This window comes from Streptosporangium vulgare (genome assembly GCF_042428775.1).
GTDB classification, from domain to species: Bacteria; Actinomycetota; Actinomycetes; order Streptosporangiales; family Streptosporangiaceae; genus Streptosporangium; species Streptosporangium vulgare.
This window is the reverse complement of record NZ_JBHMBS010000024.1, coordinates 85918-111360: the sequence shown is the minus strand read 5'-3', so window position 1 is coordinate 111360 and position 25443 is coordinate 85918. Positions and strand designations below refer to the sequence as shown.

Below are 25443 nucleotides of genomic sequence, written 5' to 3'. Positions count from 1 at the left end.
TCCTATCGGTTCGCCGACGCCAGCAGCGCGACGCGGTCGATCTTCTTGGTGGGGGTGAGCGGGAAGGCGCCGCGCACGTCGATCCTGGCGGGGATCATGTACGAGGGCAGGTGGGCGGCGAGGTGCTTGCGCAGCGCCCGGGGTGTGACGCCTCCCTGGGCGAACAGCAGCAGGCTCCCGTCCGCCCCGGCCACCCCGTCCCCCCCGGCAGCCCCGGCCACGACGTGCGCGGCGGCCAGCTCGACCAGCGGATGCTCCTGCGCCACGGCCTCGATCTCGCCCAGCTCGATCCGGTAGCCGCGCAGCTGCACCTGGCGGTCGCGGCGCCCGTCGAAGCGCAGCTGCCCGTCGGGGCGCAGCCGCCCCAGGTCGCCGGTCCGGTAGAGCCTGCCGTGCTCGGGGTGGTCGAAGAACCGCTCGGCGGTGAGTTCGGGGGCGCCGCCGTAGCCGAGGGCCACGCCGCGCCCGCCGACGTGGATCTCGCCCTGCGCGCCGTCCGGCACCCGCTCGCCGTCGTCGCCGAGCACGACGACGCGGTAGCCGGCCAGCGGCCTGCCCACCGGCAGCGGGTCGGGCTCCGCCGCGTCCACGAGCCCGGCGGTGCACCACACGGTGACCTCGGTGGGACCGTAGAAGTTCCAGACGCGCCCGGCGTGGCGGGCCAGCTCGGCGGCGAGCCGCGCGGTCAGCACCTCGCCGCCGCAGACGGCCTGCAACGCCTCGCGCCCCGGCGTCAGGTGCGGCAGCAGCGCGTGCCAGGCGGTGGGGGTGGCGTGGACGACGGTGACGCCCTGCCCCTCCAGCCAGGCCACCAGCCGGCCGGGGTCGGCCTGCAGCGCCTCGGAGGTCACCAGGGTCGCGCCGCCGTGGCCGAGCGGGACGAACATCTCCAGCAGCGAGATGTCGAAGGAGAAGGTCTGGTTCGCGGCGTACCGGTCGGCGGGGCCGGGGGCGAGCAGTTCGGCGACGGCCCGCACGCAGTTGTGCAGCGAGGCGTGCGAGACCCGCACCGCCTTCGGCCGCCCGGTGGAGCCGGAGGTGAACATCACGTACGCGCACTGCTCGGGCCGGACGTCACCGGCCGGCAGCCGGTACGCGTCGTCTCGAGGCTCGGGCGTCTTCGCGGTGCCCGGTGTCCCCTCGCCTTCCGGCCGCGCCTCCCCTGCCTCCCGCGCGTCCCCGGCTCCCGGCTCCCGGGTGCTTTCCTCGGGGGGCAGGCGGTCGAGGAGCAGGCTCATGCCCGCCTGCTCCTGCTGGAAGCGGAGCCGCTCGGGCGGCAGGGCCGGGTCGAGGGGCAGGAAGACCGCGCCTGCCTGCCACAGGCCCAGGATCACGGCCACGTAGTCGGCGGAGCGGGGCAGCGCGACGCCGACCACGTCACCCGGGCGTACGCCCCGGTCCCGCAGGGCGCGGGCCACCGCGCCGGCGCGGGCGGCGAGCCGTCCGTAGGTGATCTCGGAGCCCGGGTCGATCGCCGCGAGCGCGCCGGGCGTGCGCTCCACCTGGCGGGCCACCTCGTGCAGGACGGTGCTCACACCGCCCTCCTCCGTCCGGCCCGCCTCGTACGGGACGGCATCCACACCGCCGTCCCCTGTCCGGCCCGCCTCGTACGGGACGGCGTCCACGCCACCCTCTCCCGGTCGAGCCGTCTCGACGGTGCTCATGCGGTCACCTCCTGGGGAACGGCGGTCACGGGACCGGCCGGGGAAGCCGGGGGAAGGGGGGCGGACCAGTCACGGGACCAGGGAAGCAGCGGGATGGACGTCACCGCCCCCGGCGGGTTGAGCGCGGCCCAGTCGGGGTCGTGGCCGAGCTCGTACAGCCGGATCAGCACGCCGGGCAGGTCGCTCGCTGCGGCGCAGCGCACCACGCGGGCCCGCCTGCCGCCCGCGACGCCGCGCAGCCGGGGGCCGAGTCCCACGGGGCCGATCTCCACGAAGGTGCGTACGCCCCGCTCCAGCGCGCCGGCGAGCGCGTCGCCGAGCAGGCTCGGCCCGGCCAGGTGACGCGCCCAGTACCCGGCGCCCTGCGCGCGGCCGTCGATCGGCTCGCCGGTGAGCGTCGACAGCGACGCCGTATCCCCCACGTTGACAGGCAGTCCCTCCAGGTCCGCCGCCAGCTCGGCGGCGAGCGGCCCGGCCAGCCCGCTGTGGTCGGCGGTGGCGGGTCCGAGGTCCCCGCAGAGCACGTCCCCGGCGGAGAGGGTCGCGGCCAGAGCGGCCAGCGCGTCCCGGGGGCCGACGATGACGCAGGTCTGCGGGTCCTCCACCGCGGCCACCGCGAGCGCGGGGCCGACGCGGGCGCACAGGGCCTCCGCCAGCCTGCGCGCCAGCCGGACCCGCAGGGCGTGCACGGGCGGCAGCCCGGCCAGCAGCCGGGCGCGGTGCCGGGCCACGGCGTCGGCGGCCGCGGGCGCCAGCACGCCGCGGTGGCGGGCGGCGGCGACCTCCCCCGCGCCGTGGCCGATCACCAGGCCGGGACGGATGCCCGCCCGGCGCAGCTCGTCGGCGAGATCGGCGAGTCTGCCGAGCCTGCCGAGCCCGGCGAGCCCGGCGGAAGCGGAGGAAGTGGAGGAAGCGGAGGAAGGGGCGCGTTCGGCGGACGTGCGAGACGTGCGAGACGTGCCGGCGTACGGCTCGTCGGTGTACGGCTCGTCGGCGAAGACGAAGGCCAGGCCGCCCGGGGCGGTGCCGCCGGGTGTCGCGGCGGCCAGGTCGGTCAGCGCCCTGTCGAGCTCGCGGTCCAGCTCGGCGGCGTCGGCGCCGGTCACCCCGACCCGGTGGGCGTGGTGGTCACGCCGGTCCCCCGCCGTGCGGCAGGCCGCGGCCAGGTCCAGCCCCGGGTCGCGCAGCGCGGCCCGCCACCGCGCGACCAGCTCCCGCAGCGCGGCGTGGGTGTGCGCCGACAGCGGCAGGTAGTGGCGCCTGCCAGAGGAGGCCACGGGAGCCGTCTTCCCGGTCCCCTCGAAGGAGAACGTCCCGGTGGGAGCCGAAGACTTCGCGGACCTGTTCGGATACGACCACATCTCGTCGGGAGGCAGGCCCTCGCAGTCCTCCCGGACCTGCCGCCGGGGACGGGCGCGGGCCTGCGGGGACGCCTCTCCCGGGACCGCGCCCGCACATCCCGGCGTGACCGGGACCGAAGACGGGGACAGGACCGGGACCGGGATCGAAGACAGGGACGGGGACGGGGAGGGAGCCGGGACCGCAGACAGGACCGGAGACGGGGAAGGGACCGGGGACGGAGGCGGGATCGGAGCGGGGGACGGGGGCGCCTCCAGGATCAGGTGGGCGTTGGTGCCGCCGAAGCCGAAGGAGCTGACCCCGGCCAGCCGTCCGGTCCAGGGTTCGAGACGCCCCTGCACGCGCAGCCCGCCACCGGACCAGTCGAAGTCCTCCGCCGGCCTCGTGGCGTGCAGGCTGGCCGGGAGCGTGCCGTGGAAGAGCGCCAGGGCCAGCTTGGCCAGCCCGGCCGCGCCCGCCGCGGCCTCCAGGTGGCCCACGTTGCTCTTGACCGAGCCGATCCGCAGCGGGGTACGGCGCCCGGCGGTGGTGCCCATCACCTCCGACAGGGCGCGCAGCTCCATCAGGTCGCCCAGCCGGGTGCCCGAGCCGTGCGCCTCGACGTAGCCGACGTCGCCGGGGTCGACCCCGGCCGCCCGGCACGCCGCGCGCAGCAGCCGTGCCTGCGCGGGGGCGCTCGGCGACATCAGCCCGTTGGTACGCCCGTCGCTGTTGACCGCGCCGCCCCGGATGAGGGCGTAGATCCGGTCCCCGGCGGCGAGCGCGTCGCCCAGGCGCCTGAGCGTCACCATGACGGCGCCCTCGGAGCGGCCCATGCCGTCGGCTCCGGCCCCGAAGGACTTGCAGCGGCCGTCGGGGGCGAGCACCCCTGCCGTACGGAAGCACAGGCCGATGTCGGGAGAGAGGATCGCGTTGACCCCGCCGGCGAGGGCGGTGTCGCACTGGCCCGTCTGCAGGGCCGTCACCGCCTGGTGGACGGCGACCAGCGACGACGAGCAGGCGGTGTCGACCGACATCGAGGGGCCGTGCAGGTCGAAGACGTAGGAGATGCGGTTGGCGGCCACGCTGTGCGCCACGCCGGTCGGGGTGTAGAGGCCGGGCTCGGCCGCCCCGGAGAAGCTGCGGACCAGGAAGTCCCCGCTGCTGATGCCGGCGAACACGCCGACCTGGGTCCCGGCCAGGCCGGCCGGGCCCTCCAGGCGCAGCCCGGCGTCCTGCAGGGACTCGTGCGCGACCTCCAGCAGCATCCGCTGCTGCGGGTCCATCGCCTCGGCCTCGCGGGCGTTGACCGTGAAGAACGCCGGGTCGAACGCCTCCACGTCCGGCAGGAACCCGCCCTCGCCCACCCCAGGCTCGCGCCAGCCCGGGTGCCGAGCGGCCCGCTCCCCCGGTACCGCGCCGACCGCGTCGACGCCGTCCGCGAGCAGCCTCCAGAAGTCGCCGGGGCCGTCGGCGCCGGGGAGGCGGCAGCCGATGCCGACGATCGCCACCGGTTCGAGGGAGTGGGCGGCCTCCCGCCCGAGCCGCCGCGCCGACGCCTCCGATACCGACGCTGACGGCACCGACGCGGTCAGGTACGCCGCCAGCGCGCGGGGACTGGGGTGGTCGTAGAAGACGGTGGTGGGCAGCGGGAGCCCCAGCCGGGCCTCCAGCTCGGCCGCGAGCGCGACCGCGTCGGCGGAGCCGATGCCGCAGTCGATGAACAGCCGGTCGGCGTCGACGCCGGCCAGGCCGGTGCGCTCGGCGACCAGGGAGATCAGCAGGTCCTGGACGTTCATCGCAGGGCCGCCACCGGGCCGGTGCCCGCGAGCGCGGGCGAGGTCCATCCGGCCAGCACGGTGAACTCCCCGTCCAGCAGCATCGCGCGGCACTCTCGGCGCCGGATCTTGCCGCTGGTGGTCTTGGGGACGCTGCGCGGCTCGACCAGGAACACCCCGTCGAGCATCACGTCGTGCTCCCTGGCCACGGCGAGGCGGATCTCGGTGATCAGCTCGTCGAGGTTCCCGGCGTTCCTCGCCGTGACCTCGGCGACCACCACCGCGGCCTCGGCCTGCGGCACGTCGCCGGTGGGCTCGGTGGCGAACGCGGCGCCGCAGCCGCCCCGCACGGCGGGGCTGACCCGCTCGACGGTGTACTCGACGTCCTGGGGATAGTGGTTGACCCCGTTGAGGACGATCAGGTCCTTGTGCCGGCCGACGACGACCACGTCGCCGCCGTCCAGCACGCCGAGGTCTCCCGTGCGCAGGAAGCTCTCCGGCCGTCCCGGCAGGCGGGCGTGGAAGGTCTCGGCGGTGGCGTCGGGGCGTTGCCAGTAGCCGTCCGCCACCGAGGGGCCGGACACCCACACCTCGCCCACCTCGCCGGGCGGGCAGGGCAGGCCGGTGGCGGGGTCGGCGATCTCGACGGTCATGTCCCGCAGCGGGGTGCCGCAGCGGACGTAGGCGCGCTCCCCCACCCGGACCCCGGGGTCGGCGACGTCCAGCCTCGCGGTGGAGACCACCAGGGTGGTCTCGGCCATGCCGTATCCGACGCGCAGGGCCGAGGCGTCGAACCCGGCGGGCGCGAACCGCTCGGCGAAGCGCCGCAGGGTGGCCGACCTGAGCGGTTCGGCGCCGTTGATCGCCACCCGCCAGCCGCTCAGGTCCAGGGTGGCGAGCTCGGCGTCGGTGACCTTGCGGGCGCACAGCTCGTAGGCGAAGTTGGGCGCGTAGGAGAGCTGCCCGCCGTACTCGGAGATGGCCCGCAGCCAGCCGACCGGCTGCGCCGCGAACGCCTGCGGGGACATCTTGACCACGTGGGCGCCCCACAGCAGCGGCGACACCAGCGAGCCGATGATCCCCATGTCGTGGTAGAGCGGCAGCCAGGAGACCGTGGTGGTCTCGTGGGTGGCGCCGACGGCGGCGGCCACCGCGCGGGCGTTGTGGGTCAGGCCGCCGTGGGTCACCATGACGCCCTTGGGGTTGCCGGTGGAGCCCGAGGTGTACTGCAGGAACGCCAGGTCCCCGGGGGCGGGCAGCGACCAGTGGCCGGCGGCGTCGCCGCGGAGCAGGTCGGCGAAGTGCAGCCAGCCGCGGAACCCGGGCAGGGCCTCCAGCGCGCCCGCGTCGGGGAGCGGTTCGGGGGCGACGGCGTAGGCGGCGCCGGAGTCGCGGGCGATGGAGGCGATCTTCGACCAGGCCGACCTGAAGTGCGCGAGGGAGGGCATGTAGACGGGCACGGGCACGGCTCCGGCGAGCATGCAGCCGTAGAAGACGGGCGCGTACTCGATGGAGGAGGGGCAGACCAGGAGCACGCGCTCGCCGCACGCGCCGGCCTCGGTGAGGCGGGTGGCGACCTGGCGGGCGCGCAGGGCCAGCTCGGCGAAGGTCCACCCGGTGCGCTCACCCCTGCCCAGGAAGGTCAGGGCCGGTCGCTCGCCGTGCTCGTCGGCGGTGCCCAGCAGGGACGCCAGCACCGAATCATGAGATGTCATGCCATTCCTCCGATGTGGTCGTTGAGAAGCTCGTCCAGCAGGGCGTCCACCTGGGCGTCGGACAGGGCGTCCAGCCGCGCCGCCATCGGGTCGCGGGCGTCCGCCACGGGGTCTCCCCCGGCCGGCCGCTCTCCCAGGTGGGCGCTCACCCGTCCGGCCAGCTCGGCGACGGTGGGGCCGTCGAGGAAGGCGGGGGTCGGCAGCCGCACCCCGAGCCGGGCCTCCAGGAGGTTGCGCAGCTCGACGGCCATCAGGGAGTCCAGGCCGAGGCGGGTCAGCGACACCTCGGGGTCGATCGCGGCCGGGGAGGTGCGCAGCACGCCCGCCACCCACTCGGTGAGCGCCCTCTGCAGCTCCTCGGGGGTCGTGACGCTCAGCGGGCCGGTCGCGGTGTGGCCGCCCGCCAGGCCGGCGAAGATCGACCAGCGTTCCTGTCCCGGGTTGTGCGCGAACCAGGCGGGGGCGTCCAGGGGGACGACCGCGACCTGGGCCGGTGACTCCGCGAGCAGGCCGGCCAGGATCCGGAGTCCCGACGCGGGGTCGATGGAGCCCATGCCCCGGTCCGCGAGCCGGCCCGCCCGGTCGGGCCGGGCGGCGAGCCCGATCTCCGACCAGACGCCCCAGTCGACGCTGGTGGCGGGCAGGCCCTGCCCCCTGCGCCAGTGCGCGAAGCCGTCCAGGAAGGCGTTGGCCGCCGCGTAGCCGGCCTGGCCGCCGGAGCCGAGGAGCCCGGCCGCCGAGGAGAACAGCACGAACAGCTCCAGCGGGTCGCCGCAGGTGAGCCGGTGCAGGTTGCGGGTGCCGTCCACCTTGGGGCGCAGCACCTCGCGTACCGCGTCGAAGTCCGTGGCGGTGATCGTGCGGTCGCGCAGCACCCCGGCGGCGTGCAGGACGCCGCGCAGGGGCGGCCCCTGGGCGCGGAGGCCGTCGAGGGCGGCCTCCAGCGCGGCCGCGTCGGCGACGTCGGCGGCGAGGACCGTGACCCGCACGCCCTCCTCGCGCAGCGCGGCGATCCGCTCCCGGGTGTCCGGGCCCGGCTCGTTCCTGCCCATCAGGGCGAGGTGCCGGGCGCCCTGCCGTACCAGGCCCTCGGCCGCGGCGAGACCGAGACCGCTGAGACCGCCGGTGACCAGGTAGGTGCCGTCGGCGCGCAGCCGGGGCCGGTCGAAGGTGAGGACCACCTTGCCGATGTGCCGGGCCGAGGCCATGTGGCGGAACGCCGCCTCGGCCTCGGCCGCGGGGAAGGCCGTCACCGGCAGCGGGTCGAGCGTGCCGTCCGCGACCGCGTCCACCACCTCGCGCAGCATCGCCCCGACCAGTGCCGGGCGCCGCCCCGCCAGCGAGAACGCCTCCACCGCGTGGAAGGACAGGCTCTTGGCGAACGGCGCGAGCGGCAGCGGCCGGTTCTCCGCGATGTCGCGCTTGCCGAGTTCCACGAACCGGCCGAAGGGCGCCAGGACGCGCAGGCCCTCGTCCACGGCCTCCCCGGCCAGGCAGTTGACCACCATGTCGACCCCGGCGCCGCCGGTGACCTCCATGACCCGGTCGGCGAAGTCCAGCGAGCGCGAGTCGAAGACGTGCTTCACGCCCCGCTCCCGCAGCCACACCCGCTTGCCGGGCGAGCCGGCGGTGGCGATGACCTCCGCGCCCGCGCGCCGGGCCAGCCGCACCGCCGCCTGGCCGACGCCTCCGGCCGCGGCGTGGATCAGCACCCGGTCCCCGGCCTCAAGCCGGGCCAGCCGCTCCATGCCGTAGACCACGGTGACGTACGCCGCGGGCAGCGTCGCCGCCTCGGTGAAGCCGAGGTCGGCGGGGATGGGCACGGCGAGGCGGGCGTCCACGGTGACGTGCGAGGCCATCGCGCCGATCTCGGCGACCAGGGCCGCCACCCGGTCGCCCGGGGCGAGGCCGGTGACGCCGTCGCCGACGGCGGTCACCTCCCCGGCGCACTCGAGGCCGTAGCCGAGGGGTTCGGGCTGCTCGCCCAGCATGCCGATCCCGCGCAGCACGTCGTTGAAGTTGAGCCCGGCGGCGTGCACCCGGATCCGGACCTTCCCCGCCCCCGGCGGACGGGGAAGGTCCCCGGCGGGCGTCTTCCCGGCGAGGGCGGCTCCGGAGGAAGCACCTCCGGGGGTCGCCCCCACCGGACCTCGCCCGGCCCGGTCCTGCCCGGCCAGGTCACGCCCGGCCGGCTCTCTCCCCGCCGACTCCCCTGCGGACAGGCCCCGCCCGGCCAGGTTCGACCCGGAAAGGTCCCGCCCTGACAGGCCCTCCTCGGCCGGGTCCTCCTCGACCAGGGTCAGGGTGGCGAGATCCTTCTGGACGCGCTGGACGAGCCGGTGCGGGCCGCGCGGCCCGGCGGGTCGCGGGGTGAGCCGGGGCGCGAACGCCCTGCCGCCCCGCAGGGCGACCTCGTTCTCCTCCCCCAGCCTCCAGGTCGGCGGCTCGCTCCCGGCCGGGGTCCAGGTGGACGGGTCGTACTCGGCGTCCAGGTCGATCAGGACGCAGCGCAGCTCGGGGTGCTCGTGCCTGACCGTACGGGCCATCCCCCACACGGCGGCGGCGTCGGGGTCGACCGGGGCGCCCGGCTCCACCGGCTGGGCGTTCCTGGTCACCACCCACAGCCGTCCCGGCTCCGGCTCGGCGGCCATCTCCTGGACCAGTTCCAGCAGCGACCGCAGGGCCTCCTCGGCGGGCCGTCCCGGCTCGACCCGGTGGACCACGCCGTCGAACGGCTCGGCGCCGCCGGGCTCCACCGGCACCCAGCGCGTGGTGTACGTCCAGCCGCCGATCCCGCTCTCGCGCTCGATGCCCCGCAGCCGCACCCCGCGCAGCGCCAGGACGACCTGGCCGTCCTCGTCGCAGGCGTCGACGTTGAGCAGCACGTCCGTCCCGCCCTCGGATCCGCCGCTCGCGCCCCCTCGCGTGCCCGTACCCGCTCCCGTGACCCTGGCGTGCGCCCAGCGGGCCGTGCCGGCCTCGCCCAGCACCGACACCCGGGCCACCGCGCTGGGCAGCAGCAGGCCGTCCCCGTCGCCGAGGGCGGGCGCCGCCGCCTGCAGGCAGGCGTCGATCAGTGCCACGTCCAGGCGGTAGGGCCCGGCCGCGGCGGCGGGGGGAACGGCGCGCAGGCGGGCGAGGGACTCGCCGGGGACGGCGAAGACCTCCTCGACCCGCCGGAAGGCGGGGCCGTACTGCATGCCCCTGGCCTCGAAGCCCGCGTAGAGCTCCCGCGCGCCGACCCGGGCGGCGCAGCGGGACCTGATCAGCGAAAGGTCCAGGGCGGCCGCGGGCTCCGGGGTCGTGCAGCAGGCCGAGGCGTGCGCGCGCCCCTCTACCACGAGGTCGATCGCGTCGCCGTCGAGGACGGCGCCCAGGCGGCGCGGGACGTCCAGCACCAGCGGGACGTGGAACTCCACCCCGGCCAGCGCGTCCGAGTGCTCCAGGGCGGCCGCCACGTACCCGGCGCCGGGGAAGACCGGCCGGCCCTCGACCCGGTGGTCGCCCAGGGGGCCGTCCGCGCTCAGCCGCACCTCGCGCAGCCGGGCGAGGGAGCCCGCGAAGGCGTCGGCGTCCTCCTTGTGCACGGACGGCAGCAGCAGGGCGTCGACGTCGCGCAGTCCGGACAGCAGGGTGGGATGCGGGCTGAGCTCGACGAACGTGTCGTGTCCCGCGGCCAGCAGCTGCCGGATCACCGGCCAGAACAGGACGGGCTCGCGCAGGTTGCGGCCCCAGTAGGCGGCGTCGGGCGGCGTGCCGGGGCGGCCGGTGACGGTCGACCAGAGCGGGACCGTGGCCGGGACCGGCGCCAGGGCGGCCAGCGCGTCGCGCAGTTCGGGCAGGAGCGGGTCGACGTGGTGGCTGTGGCCGGCGACGTCGGCGCCGACCAGGCGGCAGAAGACGTCCTCCCAGCGGAGCTGCTCGACGAGCGCGTGGACCGCGTCGTGGTCGCCGGCCACCACGGTCGAGCCGGGCGCGTTGGAGGCGGCCAGGCAGATGCGGCCGCCGCGCCGGTCGTTCTGCTCGGCGACCACGGCGGCGGCCTCCTCCCAGCCGAGGCCGAGCAGCGCCATCGCGCCCGTCCCGCTGAGCCTGCGGTAGAGGCGGCTGCGGACGCCGACGATCCTGGCCGCCTCCCGGAGGGTCACCGCGCCCGCCACGTGCGCGGCGGCGACCTCGCCCAGGCTGTGCCCGACCACGGCGGCGGGCACGACGCCGTTGGCCTCCCACAGGCGGGCCAGCCCGACCTGCAGGGCGAAGAGGGCGGGCTGGACGACGTCGATCCGGTCGGCGTCGGCCCTGCCCGCGAGTACGTCGGTGACGGATCGGTCCAGATACGGTTCGAGCGCGACCTCGCACTCCCGGATCGCCGCGGCGAAGGCCGGTTCCTGCTCCAGCAGGGCGCTTCCCATGCCGCGCCACTGGGCACCCTGGCCGGGGAAGACGAAAACGACACCGTTCATGCCGAGAAGCATCGCCAGGCGCGGCGCCGGCGTCTTCCGCCGCAGGGCGCGGACGGCACCTAGTCTCCAGGCCGGGTCGCCGGGGGAAGCCTAGCCCGCCGACGAATACCCATGGGTCGTGCCATTGGAGATCGTCCTGACCTGTGGACGAAGAATTCGGCTCCCTGGCCTCGGCCTTCTACGAGCACGTGCTGCGGCGGCCCGACGCGCTCGCCGTCACCGACGAACACCGATCCGTGAGCTACGCCGAGCTGGCGGACGCCGCCTCCGGGATCCGCCGCTCGCTCGACGAGCTGGGGCTCGTCCCCGGCGACCGGGTCGGGGTCTTCATGCGGCGCTCCTGGCGGGTCGTCGCCGCCGTCGTGGCGGTGATCGGCCACGGCTGCACGTACGTCCCCCTCGACCCCGACTACCCCGCCGAGCGGGTGCGGTTCATGGCCGGCGACAGCGGGCTGCGCGCGATCTGCGCCGACCCGGACGGGCCGTGGCCCTTCGCCGGGGTGCCGAGGATCGAGGTCACCGGCGCGACCTCGGGCGGGGACGTCCTGCCGCCCGCCCGGCGCTCCCCGGAGATCCCCACCCACATCATCTACACCTCCGGCTCCACCGGGACGCCCAAGGGCGTCGCCACCCCCGAGGGGGCGGTGCTGGAGCTGTTCCGCTCGGCCCGCGAGCGGTTCTCCTTCAGCGGGGACGACGTGTGGAGCTGGTTCCACAGCCACTGCTTCGACTTCTCCGTCTGGGAGATGTGGGGGGCGCTGCTGCACGGCGGGCGCGTGGTGGCCGTCCCGGTCCCGGCCGGACGCGACCCCCGGCTGCTGCTGGAGACGCTGGACGCCGAACGGGTGACCGTGCTCTGCCAGGTGCCCAGCATGTTCAAGTACCTGGCCTGGGCGATGGAGCAGAGCCCCCGCCCGCTCGCGCTGCGCTACCTGATCTTCGGTGGTGAGGCCATCGACCGCGACACCATCCGCGCGTGGATGGACCTCACCGGCGGGCGCGAGGAGATCGTCAACATCTACGGCCCCACCGAGACGACCGTCTTCTCCACCTGCACGGTCGTGGACCGCGCGACGGTGCAGGACACCTCCGGGCCCACGAACATCGGCCGGGCGCTGCGCCACGTCCGTACCGCCGTCGTCGGCGCGGACGGCCGCACGGTGCCGACCGGCGCCGAGGGCGAGCTGTGGGTGGGCGGCACCGGGCTGGCCGCGGGCTACGTCGGGCGCCCGGAGCTCAACGCCGAGAGGTTCCCGCTGGCCGACCTGGGCGACGGGGAGCGGCGCTGGTACCGCACCGGGGACCTGGTGCGGCAGCTGGAGTCGGGGTCGTTCGAGTATCTGGGCCGCATCGACTCCCAGGTCAAGATCCGCGGATTCCGCGTCGAGCTGGGCGAGATCGAGGCCGTGCTGCGGAACACCCCCGGCGTGACCGACGCGGCCGTGATCGTGCGGACCCCGCCGGGCGGCGAGCCGCTGATCGCCGCCTACCTGGTCGGCGAGCCGGTCTCCCCCCGCGAGCTGCGCGCCCTGTGCGGGGAACGGCTGCCCGCGCACATGATCCCGGCCCGGTTCCGCACCGTCGCCGTCCTGCCCCTGAACCCCAACGGCAAGCTCGACCGACTCGCCCTGGAGGCGACGCGATGACCGACTCGATGACCGACGCGATCAGAGACGCCGTCCTGTCCGGCGAGAGCGACCCCGGCCACTTCGCGGCGCTGGCCGTGCCGGAGTCCTACTGGGGCGTCACCGTGCACGCCGACGAGGTCGACATGTTCGCCGGGATGCGCAGCGACGACAAGGACCCGCGCAAGTCGCTGCACGTCGAGGAGGTCGCCACCCCCGAGGTCGGGCCCGGCGAGGCGCTGCTCGCGGTGATGGCCAGCTCGGTCAACTACAACACCGTCTGGTCGGCGATCTTCGAACCGGTGGCCACCTTCGGGTTCCTGCGCCGCTACGGCCGCCGCAGCGAGCTGGCCCGCCGCCACGACCTGCCCTACCACGTGCTCGGCTCCGACGTCTCCGGCGTGGTGCTGCGGGTGGGCCCCGGCGTCACCAGGTGGAGGCCGGGCGACCGGGTCGTCGCGCACTGCCTGTCGGTGGAGCTGGAGGACCCCGAGGGACACGACGACACGATGCTCGACCCGCAGCAGCGGATCTGGGGCTTCGAGACCAACTTCGGCGGCCTGGCGGAGCTCGCGCTGGTCAAGGCGAACCAGCTGATGCCCATGCCCGCCCACCTGACCTGGGAGGAGGCGGCCTGCTCGGGGCTGGTCAACTCCACCGCCTACCGGCAGCTGGTCTCGCGCAACGGCGCGGCCATGAAGCAGGGCGACACCGTCCTGATCTGGGGCGCCTCCGGCGGGCTCGGCTCCTACGCCACGCAGTACGCGCTGAACGGCGGCGCCACCCCGGTCTGCGTGGTCTCCTCCCCCGAGAAGGCGGAGCTGGCCAGGAGGGCGGGCGCCTCCCTGATCATCGACAGGTCCGCCGAGAGGTACTCCTTCTGGCAGGACGAGCACACCCCCGACGTCGCCGAGTGGCGGCGCTTCGGCGGGCACATCCGCGAGCTGACCGGCGGCGACGACCCCGACATCGTGTTCGAGCACCCCGGCAGGGAGACCTTCGGCGCGAGCGTCTACGTCTGCCGCCGCGGCGGGACGATCGTGACCTGCGCCTCCACCACCGGGTTCATGCACTCCTTCGACAACCGGTACCTGTGGATGAGCCTCAAGCGCGTCGTCGGCACGCACTTCGCCAACTACCACGAGGCCTGGCAGGCCAACCGGCTGGTCGCCCAGGGGCGCGTCCACCCGACCCTGTCACGCAGCTACCCCCTGGAGCAGAGCGCCGAGGCCGTGTACGACGTCCGGCGCAACATCCACCAGGGCAAGATCGGCGTTCTCTGCCTCGCCCCCGCCGAGGGTCTCGGCGTGCGCGACCAGGAGCTCCGCGAGCGGCACCTGCCGGCGATCACGCGCTACCGGTCCTCGTAAGGAGAAAGCCATGACCTCGACAACCCTCGAACCCGGCGCGGGCGTGCGCGGGTCCGGCGAGCCACCGGAGGGCGGGCCCGGCACGCCGCCGGCCGGCCGGGCCGACACGCCGCCGGCCGGCGGGAGCGGCGGGCCGCTGGACATCTGCGTCTTCTGCGGCGCGGGACGGAGCAACTCGCGGGCCATCGTCGACACGGCCAGGACCACCGGCAGGCTCATCGGCGAACGCGGCCACCACCTCGTCTACGGGGGCGGCGGCTCCGGCCTGATGGGCGAGGTGGCCTGGGCGGCGTCGGAGAGCGGCGCGGCCATCCGGGGCATCATCCCGCGCTTCCTGTACGAGCGGGAGCGGGCGATCGCCGCGCCGGTCCAGGAGACGCAGCTGACCGACACCCTGCACCGGCGCAAGGAGCACATGCTGCGCGGCTCCGACGCCTTCATCGCGCTGCCCGGGGGCTACGGGACGCTGGACGAGATCCTTGAGGTGATCTCCGCCACCTACCTGGGCAGGTCGGCGAAGCCGCTCGTCCTGGTGAACACCGAGGGCTTCTGGGACGGCTTCGTCAGCCTCGTCGAGACGCTGCGGCGCTACGAGCTGGTCGCCCACGCCGGGCAGCCGGTGTTCCACTGCGTCCCCTCCCCCGAGGCCGCCGTCTCCCTCGTCGAGCGACTGGCCGTCCCGGCGGCCTGACCCCCTACTGGAGGAACCGATGGAGACCCGAGCGCCGCTGTCCCCGGCGGACAAACGTGCCCTGCTCGCCAGGCTGATGAGGTCGGGCGCCGCGCCCTTCCCGCTCTCGTACGGCCAGCAGTCCCTGTGGTTCATGGACCGCGTGCGCGGGGAGGCGAGCGTCGCCTACAACATGCCGTTCGCGTGGACGGTGCACGACGACGCCGACCCGGGCGCGCTGCGCGGCGCGTTCGAGTGGCTGGTCGCCCGGCACTCGATCTTCCGCACGACGTACGGGCACGTCAAGGGCACCCCGGTGCAGCGGGTCTCCCCGGAGGGCGGCCTGGACTTCCGCCTCGCCGACCTCGCGCCGGGTGAGGACCTCGCCGGCCTGCTGGGCGCCGAGGCGGCCCGCCCGTTCGACCTGGAACGAGGACCGGTGCTGCGGGTGGTGCTGGTGCGGCGCCCGGCGGCGGCGCCGGTGCTGCTGTGGGTCACCCACCACATCGCGATCGACGGCTGGTCGCTGTTCCAGCTGCTGGAGGAGCTCGGGCAGGCGTACACGGCGCTGCGCGGCGGGGCCGAGCCGTCCGGCGCGCCGCCCGCCGCGACCTACGCCGACTTCGTGGCGTGGCAGGCGGCGATGCTGGCCGGTCCCGACGGTGCCCGGATGGAGGCGTACTGGACCGGGCTGCTGGCGGACCCGCCGCCGGTGCTGGCGCTGCCCGCCGACCGGCCCCGCCCCGCCGACCAGGGCTTCCACGGCTCCTCGTACGCCTTCCGGCTGGGCGCGGAGCGGTCGGCGGCGGTCGGGGAGCTGGCCGCGAGGGGCGGCTCCACGCTGTACACGACGCTGCTGGCCGCCTTCCAGGTGCTGCTGGGCAGGGCGGCCGGCCAGGACGACTTCCTGCTCGGCACCTGGACCTCCGGCCGCAGCCGCCCCGAGTTCTCCGGCGTGGCCGGGTACTTCGTCAACCCGGTCGTGCTGCGCGCCGACCTGTCGGGGGACCCCGGGTTCTCCGAGGTGCTCGGCCGCACCCGGGAGGCGGTGCTCGGGGCCCTGGACAACCAGGACTACCCGTTCCCGCTGCTGGTGGAGCGGCTGGGCGCGCACCGCGACCCGAGCCGCTCCCCGCTGTTCGACGTGGCGTTCACGCTGCGCGCCTCGCAGCGGGGGGAGATCGTCCGGGCTGTGTCGCCCGAGTCGCCCGAGGCGGTCTCGCCACTGGGCGCCTCCTCCGCGGGCGAGCGGGGCATGCTGCTGCGGCTGGGCGATCTCGCCCTGTCGACGTACCCCCTCGACCAGCGGACCGTCCGCTTCGACGTGGAGCTGGAGCTGGTCGCCGCGGACGGCGAGATCTCCGGCCTGCTGCGGTACGCCACCGGCCTGTTCGACGAGGCCACGATCGCCTGGCTCGCCGAGGGCTACCTGCGGGTGCTGGACTTCGTGACCGAGGACCCGGGCCGTCCCGTCGGCGCCGTGCCGTGGGAGCCGCGCCCCGGCGTCGTGACAGGCGACGGCGTCCCGGCGGCCGCGGCCGGACGGGCACCGGCCGGGTCGCCGGAGTCCGTCACCGGACGGGCGCCGGCCGAGCTGCTGGAGGCCGTCACCGGCATCTGGAGCGAGGTGCTGGGCCTGGACCCCGGGGAGATCGCCCCGGACGACGACTTCTTCGACCTGGGCGGCCACTCGCTGGCCGCCGTCCAGGTGGCGATGCGGATCCAGGACCGGCTGGGCGTGGAGGTGTCCATCTCCGACGTCTTCCACCACCTGACGCCCGCCGAGCTGGCCGGCTGGCTGGCCGGGCCCACCGGGACCGGGCCGCGCCCGGTGCCCAGGACACCTGGCGCCACCTACCCGCTCTCCCACGCGCAGGAGAGCCTGTGGGTGCTCAACCAGCTGGCCCCCGGCAGTCCCGCCTACAACGCGCCGCACGCGTTCCGGCTGCGCGGCCCGCTGGACGTCGAGGCGCTGGAGTGGGCGATCGGGCGGGTGACCGCCCGGCACGAGTCGCTGCGGACCACGTTCACGATGACCAGGCGGGGGCCGGTGCAGCGGGTGGCCGACCCGGCGCCGGTGCCGCTGCCCGTGGTGGAGACGGCCGACGCCGCCGGGCTCGTCCTGGAGGAGTACCGCAGGCCGTTCGACCTCGCCACGGGCCCGCTGCTGCGGCCCGTCCTGTACCGGATCTCCCCCACCGAGCACGTGCTGCTCGTCCTGGTGCACCACATCGTCTTCGACGGCTGGTCGACGGCGGTCTTCTGGCGGGAGCTGTGCGCCTTCTACCGCCTGCGGGCCGAGGGCGGGGACGGCACCGGTGGCACCGTGGAACCGGCGCCGCCCGGTGTGCAGTACGTCGACTTCGCCGTCTGGGAACGCGAGTCGCTCACCGGCGACCGGCTGGCCGGCCTGGTGGACTACTGGCGGAAGCGGCTGGCGGGCTCGAAGGGCACCGCGCTCCCCACCGACCTGCCACGCCCGAGGCGGCCGCTGTTCCAGGGCTCCCAGCACGCGTTCGACCTGCCGGTCGACGTCCGGGAGCTGTGCCGCGCCACCGACACCACACCGCACATGGTCTACCTGGCCGCGTTCAAGGTCTGGCTCGCCCACCGCGCCGGAACCCGGGACGTGGTGGTCGGTTCGGTGGTCTCCGGCCGGTCCAGGACCGAGGTCGCCGACCTGGTCGGGCACTTCGTCAACACGGTGGCCGTCCGCACGCACCTGGGCGGGGCACGCACCTTCACCGAGGTCGTCGGCCGGGTGCGGCAGAGCCTGCTCGGCGCCTACGAGCACCAGGAGCTGCCGCTGTCGCGGCTCACCGCGGAGCTGGGCCTGGGCCGCGGGGCCCCGTTCGACGTGCTGTTCACCCTGCACGACGAGCGCCTGCTGGAGTCGGCCGACGACGGGCTGCCGGGGGTGACGGCCGAGCGGCTGGTCACCCCGCTGGGCACCTCGCAGTTCGACCTCGCCCTGGAGGTCACCGACCTGGGCGGCTCGGCGCGGGCGGTGCTGGAGTACGACACGGCGCTGTTCCGCCCGGAGACGGTCGCCGCGATGGCCGCCGAGCTGGAACGGTGGATCACCGCCCTGGTGAACGACCCCGGCCTTCCCATCGAGGTGACGGCATGACGACGACGCGCGTGCTCGACCGCGCGGCGCGGGCGGTGAGCTTCCCCGCCCCCCGGCCGCGGGCCGCGCTCCGGCTGTTCTGCCTGCCGTACGCGGGCGGCGGCTCCGTGGAGTACCAGCAGTGGGCCGGCCTGCTGCCGGACACGGTGGAGGTGGTGCCGGTGCACCTGCCGGGGCGCGAGCGCCGGTTCCGCGAGGCCCCGCACACGGCGATGGCCGGCCTGGTCACCGAGCTCGCCGGTGCCCTGGCCCCGCACCTGGGGCGGCCGTACGCGCTGTTCGGCTACAGCATGGGCGCCTGGGTGGCGTTCGAGCTGGCCAGGGAGCTGCGGCGGAGGGGCGCGCCCGCTCCCCGGGCGCTGCTGGCCGCGGCGGCCGGCGCGCCGGACGGCCCGCGCGCCCCCGCCGTCCACGACGCCCCCGACGGCGAGCTGGTGGCCTGGATGCGCCACCTGGGCGGCAGCGGCGGCCTGCCGCTGGACGACCCCCGGCTGCTGGCGGTGGTACTGCCCCGGGTGCGGGCCGACCTGCGGGTGACCGAGACCTACCTGCCCGCGGCCGAGCCGCCGCTGACGTGCCCGCTGACCGTCTACACCGGCGACGGGGACGAGATCGTCTCGCCCGGCGAGGCCCTGCTGTGGGGCCCGCACACCGGCGGGGACTTCCGGCTCCGGGTGCTGGACGGCGACCACTTCTTCCTGCACGAGCGCCGGGCGGAGCTGCTCGGCCACATCATCCGCGACCTGGAGGTCTGACGTGAGCACGTACGTAGTGGTGGTCAACGACGAGGAACAGTACTCCCTCTGGCCGCACGACCGGGCCCTGCCCGCCGGGTGGACCGCCACCGGGGCGAGCGGCGGCCGCGACGACTGCCTGGCCCACATCGAGCGGGTGTGGACGGACATGCGCCCCAGATCGCTGCGCACGCCATGACCGTCCTGCAGGGGACCCGGCCCCGTGTCAACGCCGGGCGCCTGGTGGAGCACGTGGCCCGGCTGGGCTCGGTCGGCGCGGTCCCCGGCGGCGGGGTGACGCGGCTGGCGTTCACGCCCCAGGACGTGGAGGGGCGCGCATACGTCGCGCGGCTCATGGAGGAGGCGGCGCTGAGCGTGGAGGTCGACGCGGCCGGCAACCTGATCGGCCGCCGCCCCGGCTCCGTGCCGGGGGCGGCCGCACTGGTCCTGGGCTCGCACATCGACACGGTTCCCGACGGCGGCGCCTACGACGGCGCCTACGGGGTGCTGGCCGCCGTCGAGGTGGCCAGGACCCTGTACGAGGAGGGCGTGCGGCTGAACCACCCGCTCGCGGTGGTGGCCTTCTGCGACGAGGAGGGCGCCCACGGGACGATGGGGATGCTGGGCTCGCACGGGTTCGCCGGGGTGCTGCCGCCGGAGGCGGCGCTCGCCCTCGACGACCGAGGCGTCCCGGTCGCCGACCTGCTGGCGGCGGTCGGGGGCGACGCCAAGCGGCTGGCCGAGGCGGCCTGGTCGCCCCGCGACGTCGCCGCCTACCTGGAACTGCACATCGAGCAGGGGGACGTGCTGGAGCGCCTGGGCGTGCCCATCGGGGTGGTCGAGACGATCACCGGGCGGGTGAACGTCGCGGTCACCGTCGAGGGCACGGCCGGGCACGCGGGCACCACGCCCATGGAGCACCGGGCGGACGCGCTGGACGGCGCCGCCCGGCTGGTGCTGGCCGTGCGGGCCATCGCCGCCGCCGAGCGGCTGGTGCTGCGCGCCACCACCGGGACGTGCGCCGTCGAGCCCGGCATGTGGAACGTCATCCCCGGCAGGGTCCGGCTGGGGGTGGAGTTCCGCGACACCTCGGCCGGGGCCCTGGACGCGGCGCTGGCGCGGCTGGCCGAGGTCGCCGCCGAGGTCGCGGGCGCGACCGGCACCCGTGTCACGGTCGTGCCCGGGGCGCGCACCGCACCGGTCGACTGCGACGCGGGGCTGCACGAGATCGTCGCCCGCTCCGCGGCCGGGCAGGGCCTGCCGTACCACCGGCTGCCCAGCGGGGCCGGTCACGACGCGCAGATCGTGGCGCGGATCGCGCCCGTCGGGATGATATTCGTGCCGAGCCGGGGCGGCGTGAGCCACGCGCCCGCGGAGTACACGGCGCCCGAACACCTGGCGTGGGGGGCGGACGTGCTGCTCACGGCGGTGCTGATGCGCGACGCGGCCCCGGATATCGACCGGTAGCCGATGCGATACCGACTCGATCGCGCCTCATTCTACGTTTGTCGCAGAACGGAAGCAGGAAAGAAAACAACACGGATGAATGAGGTCGAAAATGTCTCGGTGGATTACCTGGGTCGCGAAAGTCACCGCCACTGCCGCGCTCTTCACGCTCCCCCTGGCCGTCGTTCAGGGCACGGTCACCGCGGCGGCGTCAATCGCCCACACCACCGGCGACAGCACATGGACCTGACGATTCGGAGGGTATTACGGATAAAGCCGCCAGCCGCTCGGTGATTAGCCGATATTCCTCGGAGCGGGTGTCGGCACAATAATCCAGAGCACGATTCAGCGCCTCGAAGGCCGCGGGCTCGTCCCCCTTGAGGATAAACACCTCCCCCAGCGCCGACAGAGCCCGGAACCGCCACAACCGGGTATCCAGCTCGGTGGATATCTCCAGCGTCTCCCGCAGGTGGGCCACCGCCTCGTCGAACCGGCCGCACCGGGCGTGCAACTGGCCGAAGGCCAGGTGGATCCGCGCCTCCACGAACCTCTCCCGCACCCCCTGGGCGATGACGAGCGCCTCGTCCAGGCTCTCCACCGCGGCGGCCGGCAGGTTCTGACGGAGCTGGATCTCCCCCAGCCCGCACAGAATGTACGCCTGCCCGATACCGTCCTGTCGCTTCCTGACCAGGGCGAGCGCGGCCCGCACGATCTCCTCGGCCTCCGCGGGCCGGTCCTGGCGCAACAGCGCCTCCCCCAGCCTGTTGAGGATCTGCGCCTGTCCCCGCTCGCTGCCCAGCCGGCGGAAGACCTCCAGCGCCTGCCGCAGCAGGGGCTCGGCGAGCTCCAGCCTCCCCAGGTCCACGTGGACCTGGGCGATGCCGCCGAGCACGTGGGCCTCGGCGAAGTGGTCGCCGACCTCGGCGAAGATCCTCTTCGCGGTGAGGAACCCGTCGAGCGCCACGTCGAAGCGGCCCGCGAGCCGGTCGAGCAGCGAGATGTTGCGCAGCGCGAGCGCCATCCCGTAGGGGTCCTCAAGCCGTTCGAACAGCTCGCGCGCCGCGCTCAGGCACTCGTCCGCCCGCTCCGGGACCTGCTGGAAGAGGTGCATGCTTCCCAGCGAGCACAGGACGGCCGCCTCGCCGCGCAGGTCACCCGCCTTGCGGGCGGCGTCGAGGGCCGTCTCGTGGGTGGTGCGCCAGTCGTCGAAGTAGCTGCGGACCTCGAAGAGGGTGGTGGCGGTGACGGCGAGGTCCCAGCACAGCTCGGACGCGCCGAGGTGGGCGGCCTGGGAGATCGCCGCGACGATGGCGCCGCGTTCGGCGTCCAGCCAGTCGAGCGGCCGTTCCAGGAGCTCGTCGGCGTCGGCGGGCCGCCAGCGGGGCACCGGGGCGTGCAGCTGGGTGAAGGCGCCGCCGTACTCCCGGTGGTGCGCCTCCTCGGTCAGCGCGAGCCAGCAGCTCAGCGCGCGGGTGGTCGCGGCGAGGCGGTCCCCGGCCGGCTCCTCGGCGTGGGCGCACTCCCTGGCGTACAGCCTGACCAGGTCGTGGAAGCGGTAGCGGATCTGGTCGGCGCCGTCGCGGCCCAGCACCTCGACCAGCTGGGCGTCCACCAGCTGGTCGATCAGGTCCTCGGCGTCGAAGCCGTCGACGCCCAGCAGCGCCGCCCCCGCCCAGGAGGCGAAGTCGGGCGCCTCCAGCAGCCCCAGCCTGCGGAACATCAGCGCCGCCTGTGGGCTCAGGTCGCGGTAGCTGAGGGCGAAACTGGCCCGTACGGTCAGCTGGCCGTAACTCAGCTCGTCCAGGCGGCGGCGCTCGTCGGCGAGACGCTTGGCCAGGCGGGCCGGGGTCCAGTACGAGCGGGCGGTGAGGCGCGCGCCCACGATCCGCAGCGCCAGCGGCAGGCCGTCGCACAGCTCGCCGAGCAGGGTGGCGGCCTTGGGGTCCTCCTCCATCACCACGGAGTCGGCGACCCCGGAGAGCAGCGCGGCGGAGTCGGCCGAGCCGAGCACCTCCAGATGGATCACGCTGGCCCCCTCCCTGGGGGCCAGGTCTCCCAGCGGGTCCCTGCTGGTCACGATCACGCAGCAGGTGCCCGAGCCGGGCAGCAGCGGCCTGACCTGGTCGATGACGCGGGCGTTGTCCAGCACCAGCAGCACCTGGCGCTTGCCGATCACGGTGCGCAGCAGGCCCGCGCGCTCGTCGAGGTCCTCGGGGATGCGCTCGCCGCCGATGCCGAAGGCCCGCAGGAAGCGGTCCATGACCGCGCCGGGCGTGAGCGGCTGGGCGTTGAGGTCGTAGCCGCGCAGGTTCACGAACAGCTGGCCGTCGGGGAAGCGGGAGGCGACCCGGTGCGCCCAGTGCACGGCGAGCCCCGACTTGCCGACCCCGCCCACCCCGGTGATGAGCGCGATGGTGAGCAGCCCCTGCCCGAGCCGCTTGTCCAGCAGCGCGTCCAGTTCGGCGATCTCGGCGGACCTGCCGACGAAGTGCGGCACGTCCGCGGGCAGCTGCGCGGGCACCACCCCGTGCTCGACCTGGCCCGTCTGGCCCGCCTGGACCGTCTGGCCAGGCGCCGCGGGTTCGGCGGGCGCCGGGGCGGCTTCGGGTTCCGCGGCGGTCTCGGGGGCGGGCGCGGGCGTCCGGGCGGGTGGCGGCGCGGGCGCCGGGGTCAGGTCCGGGTCGTCGCGGAGGATGGCGTCGTGCAGGGCCTGCAGCTCGGTGCCCGGTTCGATGCCCAGCTCGTCGACGAGCTGCATCCGCCCGATCCGGTACGTGTCCAGCGCCTCCGCGCGGCGCCCGCACCGGTATCTGGCCAGCATCAGCTGGGCGCGCAGCCGCTCGCGCAGCGGGTTGGCGTCGACGAAGACGGCGAGGTCGTCGATGAGTTCCCGGTGCCTGCCCAGGGCGAGCTCCAGCTGGACGCGCTCCTCGGTGAGCGTCAGCTGGCGGTCGTCCAGCCTGCGCGCCTCGGACTCGACGTACGCGCTCTCGATGCCCGCCAGGACCGGGCCGCGCCACAGGCCGCACGCCTCGGCGAACAGCCGGGCGGCACCGGCGAGGTCGCCCGCGCTCTCCGCGGACCGCGCCTGGGAGGCGAGGCGCTCGGCGAGCAGGACGTCGACCTGCGACGGGTCGGCGTGCAGGACGTAGCCGGGAGAGGAGGTGCCGAGCAGGTTCGCCGGAGCCCCCGCCTCCAGGAAGGCACGGCGGAGCCCGGAGACGCAGATGACCACCTGACTGCGGGCGGTCGGAGGGGGGCGCTCGCCCCATATCGCCGTGGCGAGCAGGTCGACGGGGACGACCCGGCCCGCGCGCAGGATGAGCGCGGCGAGAATGATGCGCTGGCGTGACCCGCCGATCGAGACCCGTTGCTCACCTACCAGGACTTCAAGTGGACCGAGAACTCGAAACGACAGAGCAGTGTCCATGCGCCACCATCAGGAAGTGTTCGACTGCCCCTTACGCAGGGTGAATCATTTACTCGCGAAAAACCCCATTCCAACAGTATTTGTCATTGCATGTCCAGTCTTTAGCGGGTGAGCGCACCCGGACACGGCCTCACTTGCGGGATTGCCGGAACTTTCGGCGGCCGGACGTCCGTATTCACGCCGGACGACGCGGCCGGAACCGCGAGGAGAGACGGGCGGCACCGTCTTTCCCGGACCCGGCGCCCTCTCCCCCCCGACCCGCTGTCAGCCTTCCCGGACCCGGCGCCCTCTCCCCCCCGGCCCGCTGTCAGCCTCCTCGGACCCGGCGCCCTCTTTCCCCGGCCCGCCCTCGGCCGTCCCGGCCACGGCCCCCTCTTTCCCCGGCCCGTCGTCGGCCGTCCCGCTCCCGCCGCCGCCCCTGACCAGCCTGGCGGCGCGCAGTCCCAGCCAGAGCGACACGGCCAGCACGGCGACCAGCAGGTACTCGATGGCGGGGATGCGGACGATCTCGTCGATCCTGCCGGAACCACGCGCGGCGTACACCACCAGGACGGCACCGGCGTAGAGGGCGGCGAGGACCCACCGGGTGGCGCGGGACAGCCCGAGGCCGTGCATCTGGGTGATCACGAAGATCCCGAGGAAGCCGAACAGGAACATCGGCCACATGCCGCCGGGGCCGCTGTTCATCACCGCCACGAGGGTGCCGTGCACGGCGACGAGGAGCTCCAGCGTCGCGGTCCACCAGCGGTTGGTGTGCGCGCGAGTCATGAACAGGCTGCCCTGGAGCAGGAGCAGGAACATGTAGAAGAAGCCGATCAGGTGACCGCTCGTGCTCTCCATGGGGTGGTACCAGAAGGTGTATATCGCGGCCCAGCTGAACAGGTAGCCGTGGTACTTGCGGGCGAACCCCACCACCTCCGCGGAGATGGGGGCCGGACGCCCGGCGAACAGGCCGCGGCGGCCGTTCTCCATCAGCAGGACCACGACCAGCAGCAGGACCACCGACCCCTGCGAGCTGAAGATCGACACGTCCTGCGCGAGCCCGTCGTAGAACAGGTGGGTCTGCAGGGTGTGCAGCACGATGAAGCCGAAGTTGACCGCGAGCGCCACGACGTTCACCCGGTGCAGGCCCGCGGTGTAGCGGCGGACCCTGGTCTGGGCGTGGTAGATCAGCCCCCAGACGGCGAGCTGGTGGGCGGCGTAGCCGAGCCACGCGGAGGCGCGGGTCCAGACGGTGGGTTCCGGCAGCTTCCAGTAGTACCAGGAGGCGCCCTGGTCGGGCAGCAGCCGGATGCCGTGCAGCCGCTGGCCCAGCAGCCAGACCAGCCCGGTGAGAAGCGCGCTGGCCACGATCCCCAGCAGGAGGGTACGGCCGGGGGTCGGGCGGCGAATATCGTTCAGCACACTGAGCATTATGCATTTACTCAGCTTGCTGAACAAATGAGTGTTTCAGGCTCCGCGCTCCTCGCACGCCGAGGGGGGCACCCCCGGAGATCCGCCGCCTCGGAGGTTCGTCACCCCTGAAACCAGGGGTCCACGCCTCCGGGACCAGGGGTCTACGCCTCGGCCGCGCCCAGCCACGCGCTGATCCCGGCCAGCGTGCCGGGACCGTAGTCGGAGGTGACGTCGCGGGCCAGGTCGGCCACCGAGACGGACCGCAGGGCGTCACGCCAGGCGGCCTCGGCGCCGGCCATCGCGCGCTTGACGGCACAGGGGGCGGTGCAGGACTCCGGCGAGGCGGCGAGCGGGCCGCGCCGGCGGATCTCGGTGCAGACGAAGGCCGGGCCCGGCCCGTCGACGGCCTCGACGACGTCGAGCACGCTGATCAGCTCGGGAGAGCGGGTGAGGACGTAGCCGCCCGCCTTGCCCTGCACCGACCGGACGAGCCCGGCGCGCGAGAGGGCCTGGAGCTGTTTGGCGAGGTAGCTGGGCGAGACGTCGTGCAGCTGCGCCAGCCGCGCGGCCGGCACGGGCTCTCGCACCGAGGTCAGCACGACACAGCAGTGCAGCGCCCACTCGACCCCGCCGGACATCTTCACCGCCCCACTCTATCCACCCTCCCGGCGACTCGGACAAAAGT

The 25443-nt window shown here is 74.7% G+C and carries 14 protein-coding genes; 7 read left to right on the top strand and 7 right to left on the bottom strand.

Annotation, left to right across the window (positions count from 1 at the left end; all coding sequences use genetic code 11):
- Positions 1-2: 2 nt before the first annotated feature.
- From ACFFRH_RS34525 to ACFFRH_RS34510, 4 genes are read right to left on the bottom strand one after another with little or no spacing between them, the layout of a single operon-like run.
- Entirely contained in the window at positions 3-1664 is a 1662-nt protein-coding gene (locus tag ACFFRH_RS34525) for an amino acid adenylation domain-containing protein (RefSeq protein ID WP_344744988.1), read from the bottom strand.
- Positions 1661-4801: a type I polyketide synthase gene (locus ACFFRH_RS34520; RefSeq protein WP_344744987.1), complete on the bottom strand. Its 3141-nt coding sequence runs from the start codon at positions 4799-4801 to the stop codon at positions 1661-1663. Before ACFFRH_RS34520 ends, ACFFRH_RS34525 begins: the two co-directional genes overlap by 4 nt.
- Complete coding sequence (locus ACFFRH_RS34515) at positions 4798-6495, bottom strand: fatty acyl-AMP ligase (RefSeq protein WP_344744986.1); 1698 nt, start codon at positions 6493-6495, stop codon at positions 4798-4800. Before ACFFRH_RS34515 ends, ACFFRH_RS34520 begins: the two co-directional genes overlap by 4 nt.
- The gene (locus ACFFRH_RS34510; protein WP_386161596.1) at positions 6492-10958 is read right to left on the bottom strand and encodes an SDR family NAD(P)-dependent oxidoreductase; all 4467 of its coding nucleotides are present in this window, start codon (positions 10956-10958) and stop codon (positions 6492-6494) included. The genes ACFFRH_RS34515 and ACFFRH_RS34510 overlap by 4 nt, the downstream gene beginning before the upstream one ends.
- Positions 10959-11101: 143 nt before the next feature.
- On the opposite strand from ACFFRH_RS34510, the gene ACFFRH_RS34505 reads away from it, so the two are divergent.
- The 7 genes from ACFFRH_RS34505 to ACFFRH_RS34475 are packed head-to-tail and all read left to right on the top strand — an operon-like array spanning position 11102 to position 19954.
- On the top strand, positions 11102-12604 hold the full coding sequence (locus ACFFRH_RS34505; protein ID WP_344744984.1) for an amino acid adenylation domain-containing protein: 1503 nt from the start codon (positions 11102-11104) through the stop codon (positions 12602-12604).
- Positions 12601-13953, top strand: a complete 1353-nt coding sequence (ccrA, locus tag ACFFRH_RS34500) for a crotonyl-CoA carboxylase/reductase (protein ID WP_386161593.1) — start codon at positions 12601-12603, stop codon at positions 13951-13953. Before ACFFRH_RS34505 ends, ccrA begins: the two co-directional genes overlap by 4 nt.
- Positions 13954-13963: 10 nt before the next feature.
- Entirely contained in the window at positions 13964-14644 is a 681-nt protein-coding gene (locus tag ACFFRH_RS34495; RefSeq protein ID WP_344744983.1) for an LOG family protein, read from the top strand.
- Positions 14645-14663: 19 nt separating this feature from the next.
- Positions 14664-17753 (top strand): condensation domain-containing protein, encoded by a 3090-nt coding sequence (locus ACFFRH_RS34490; protein ID WP_386161591.1) that lies wholly within the window; start codon positions 14664-14666, stop codon positions 17751-17753.
- Complete coding sequence (locus ACFFRH_RS34485) at positions 17750-18508, top strand: thioesterase II family protein (protein WP_386161590.1); 759 nt, start codon at positions 17750-17752, stop codon at positions 18506-18508. Before ACFFRH_RS34490 ends, ACFFRH_RS34485 begins: the two co-directional genes overlap by 4 nt.
- 1 nt (position 18509) lies before the next feature.
- Positions 18510-18686 carry an MbtH family protein gene (locus ACFFRH_RS34480; protein WP_386161588.1) on the top strand — a complete coding sequence of 59 codons (177 nt, stop codon included), beginning with the start codon at positions 18510-18512 and terminating at the stop codon, positions 18684-18686.
- Positions 18683-19954, top strand: coding sequence for a Zn-dependent hydrolase (locus ACFFRH_RS34475; protein ID WP_386161586.1), 1272 nt, complete (start codon positions 18683-18685; stop codon positions 19952-19954). The genes ACFFRH_RS34480 and ACFFRH_RS34475 overlap by 4 nt, the downstream gene beginning before the upstream one ends.
- 190 nt (positions 19955-20144) lie before the next feature.
- Here ACFFRH_RS34475 and ACFFRH_RS34470 read toward each other — a convergent pair whose 3' ends face one another.
- The 3 genes from ACFFRH_RS34470 to ACFFRH_RS34460 all read right to left on the bottom strand — a co-directional run bounded on the left by ACFFRH_RS34470 (position 20145) and on the right by ACFFRH_RS34460 (position 25396).
- Positions 20145-23363 (bottom strand): AfsR/SARP family transcriptional regulator, encoded by a 3219-nt coding sequence (locus ACFFRH_RS34470; protein ID WP_386161584.1) that lies wholly within the window; start codon positions 23361-23363, stop codon positions 20145-20147.
- Between the two features lie 264 nt (positions 23364-23627).
- Positions 23628-24776, bottom strand: coding sequence for a hypothetical protein (locus ACFFRH_RS34465; protein WP_386161583.1), 1149 nt, complete (start codon positions 24774-24776; stop codon positions 23628-23630).
- A 143-nt stretch (positions 24777-24919) separates the two neighbouring features.
- Positions 24920-25396 (bottom strand): RrF2 family transcriptional regulator, encoded by a 477-nt coding sequence (locus ACFFRH_RS34460; protein WP_386161615.1) that lies wholly within the window; start codon positions 25394-25396, stop codon positions 24920-24922.
- Positions 25397-25443 lie beyond the last annotated feature (47 nt).

Excerpts from the sequence above, each read along its gene's own strand:
- ACFFRH_RS34490 (WP_386161591.1), top strand. The coding sequence starts at position 14,664 with ATGGAGACCCGAGCGCCGCTGTCCCCGGCGGACAAACGTGCCCTGCTC.
- ACFFRH_RS34475 (WP_386161586.1), top strand. The coding sequence starts at position 18,683 with ATGACCGTCCTGCAGGGGACCCGGCCCCGTGTCAACGCCGGGCGCCTG.
- ccrA (WP_386161593.1), top strand. The coding sequence starts at position 12,601 with ATGACCGACTCGATGACCGACGCGATCAGAGACGCCGTCCTGTCCGGC.
- ACFFRH_RS34495 (WP_344744983.1), top strand. The coding sequence starts at position 13,964 with ATGACCTCGACAACCCTCGAACCCGGCGCGGGCGTGCGCGGGTCCGGC.
- ACFFRH_RS34525 (WP_344744988.1), bottom strand. The coding sequence starts at position 1,664 with ATGAGCACCGTCGAGACGGCTCGACCGGGAGAGGGTGGCGTGGACGCC.
- ACFFRH_RS34510 (WP_386161596.1), bottom strand. The coding sequence starts at position 10,958 with ATGAACGGTGTCGTTTTCGTCTTCCCCGGCCAGGGTGCCCAGTGGCGC.
- ACFFRH_RS34485 (WP_386161590.1), top strand. The coding sequence starts at position 17,750 with ATGACGACGACGCGCGTGCTCGACCGCGCGGCGCGGGCGGTGAGCTTC.
- ACFFRH_RS34515 (WP_344744986.1), bottom strand. The coding sequence starts at position 6,495 with ATGACATCTCATGATTCGGTGCTGGCGTCCCTGCTGGGCACCGCCGAC.
- ACFFRH_RS34470 (WP_386161584.1), bottom strand. The coding sequence starts at position 23,363 with ATGGACACTGCTCTGTCGTTTCGAGTTCTCGGTCCACTTGAAGTCCTG.
- ACFFRH_RS34520 (WP_344744987.1), bottom strand. The coding sequence starts at position 4,801 with ATGAACGTCCAGGACCTGCTGATCTCCCTGGTCGCCGAGCGCACCGGC.
- ACFFRH_RS34460 (WP_386161615.1), bottom strand. The coding sequence starts at position 25,396 with ATGTCCGGCGGGGTCGAGTGGGCGCTGCACTGCTGTGTCGTGCTGACC.
- ACFFRH_RS34465 (WP_386161583.1), bottom strand. The coding sequence starts at position 24,776 with ATGCTCAGTGTGCTGAACGATATTCGCCGCCCGACCCCCGGCCGTACC.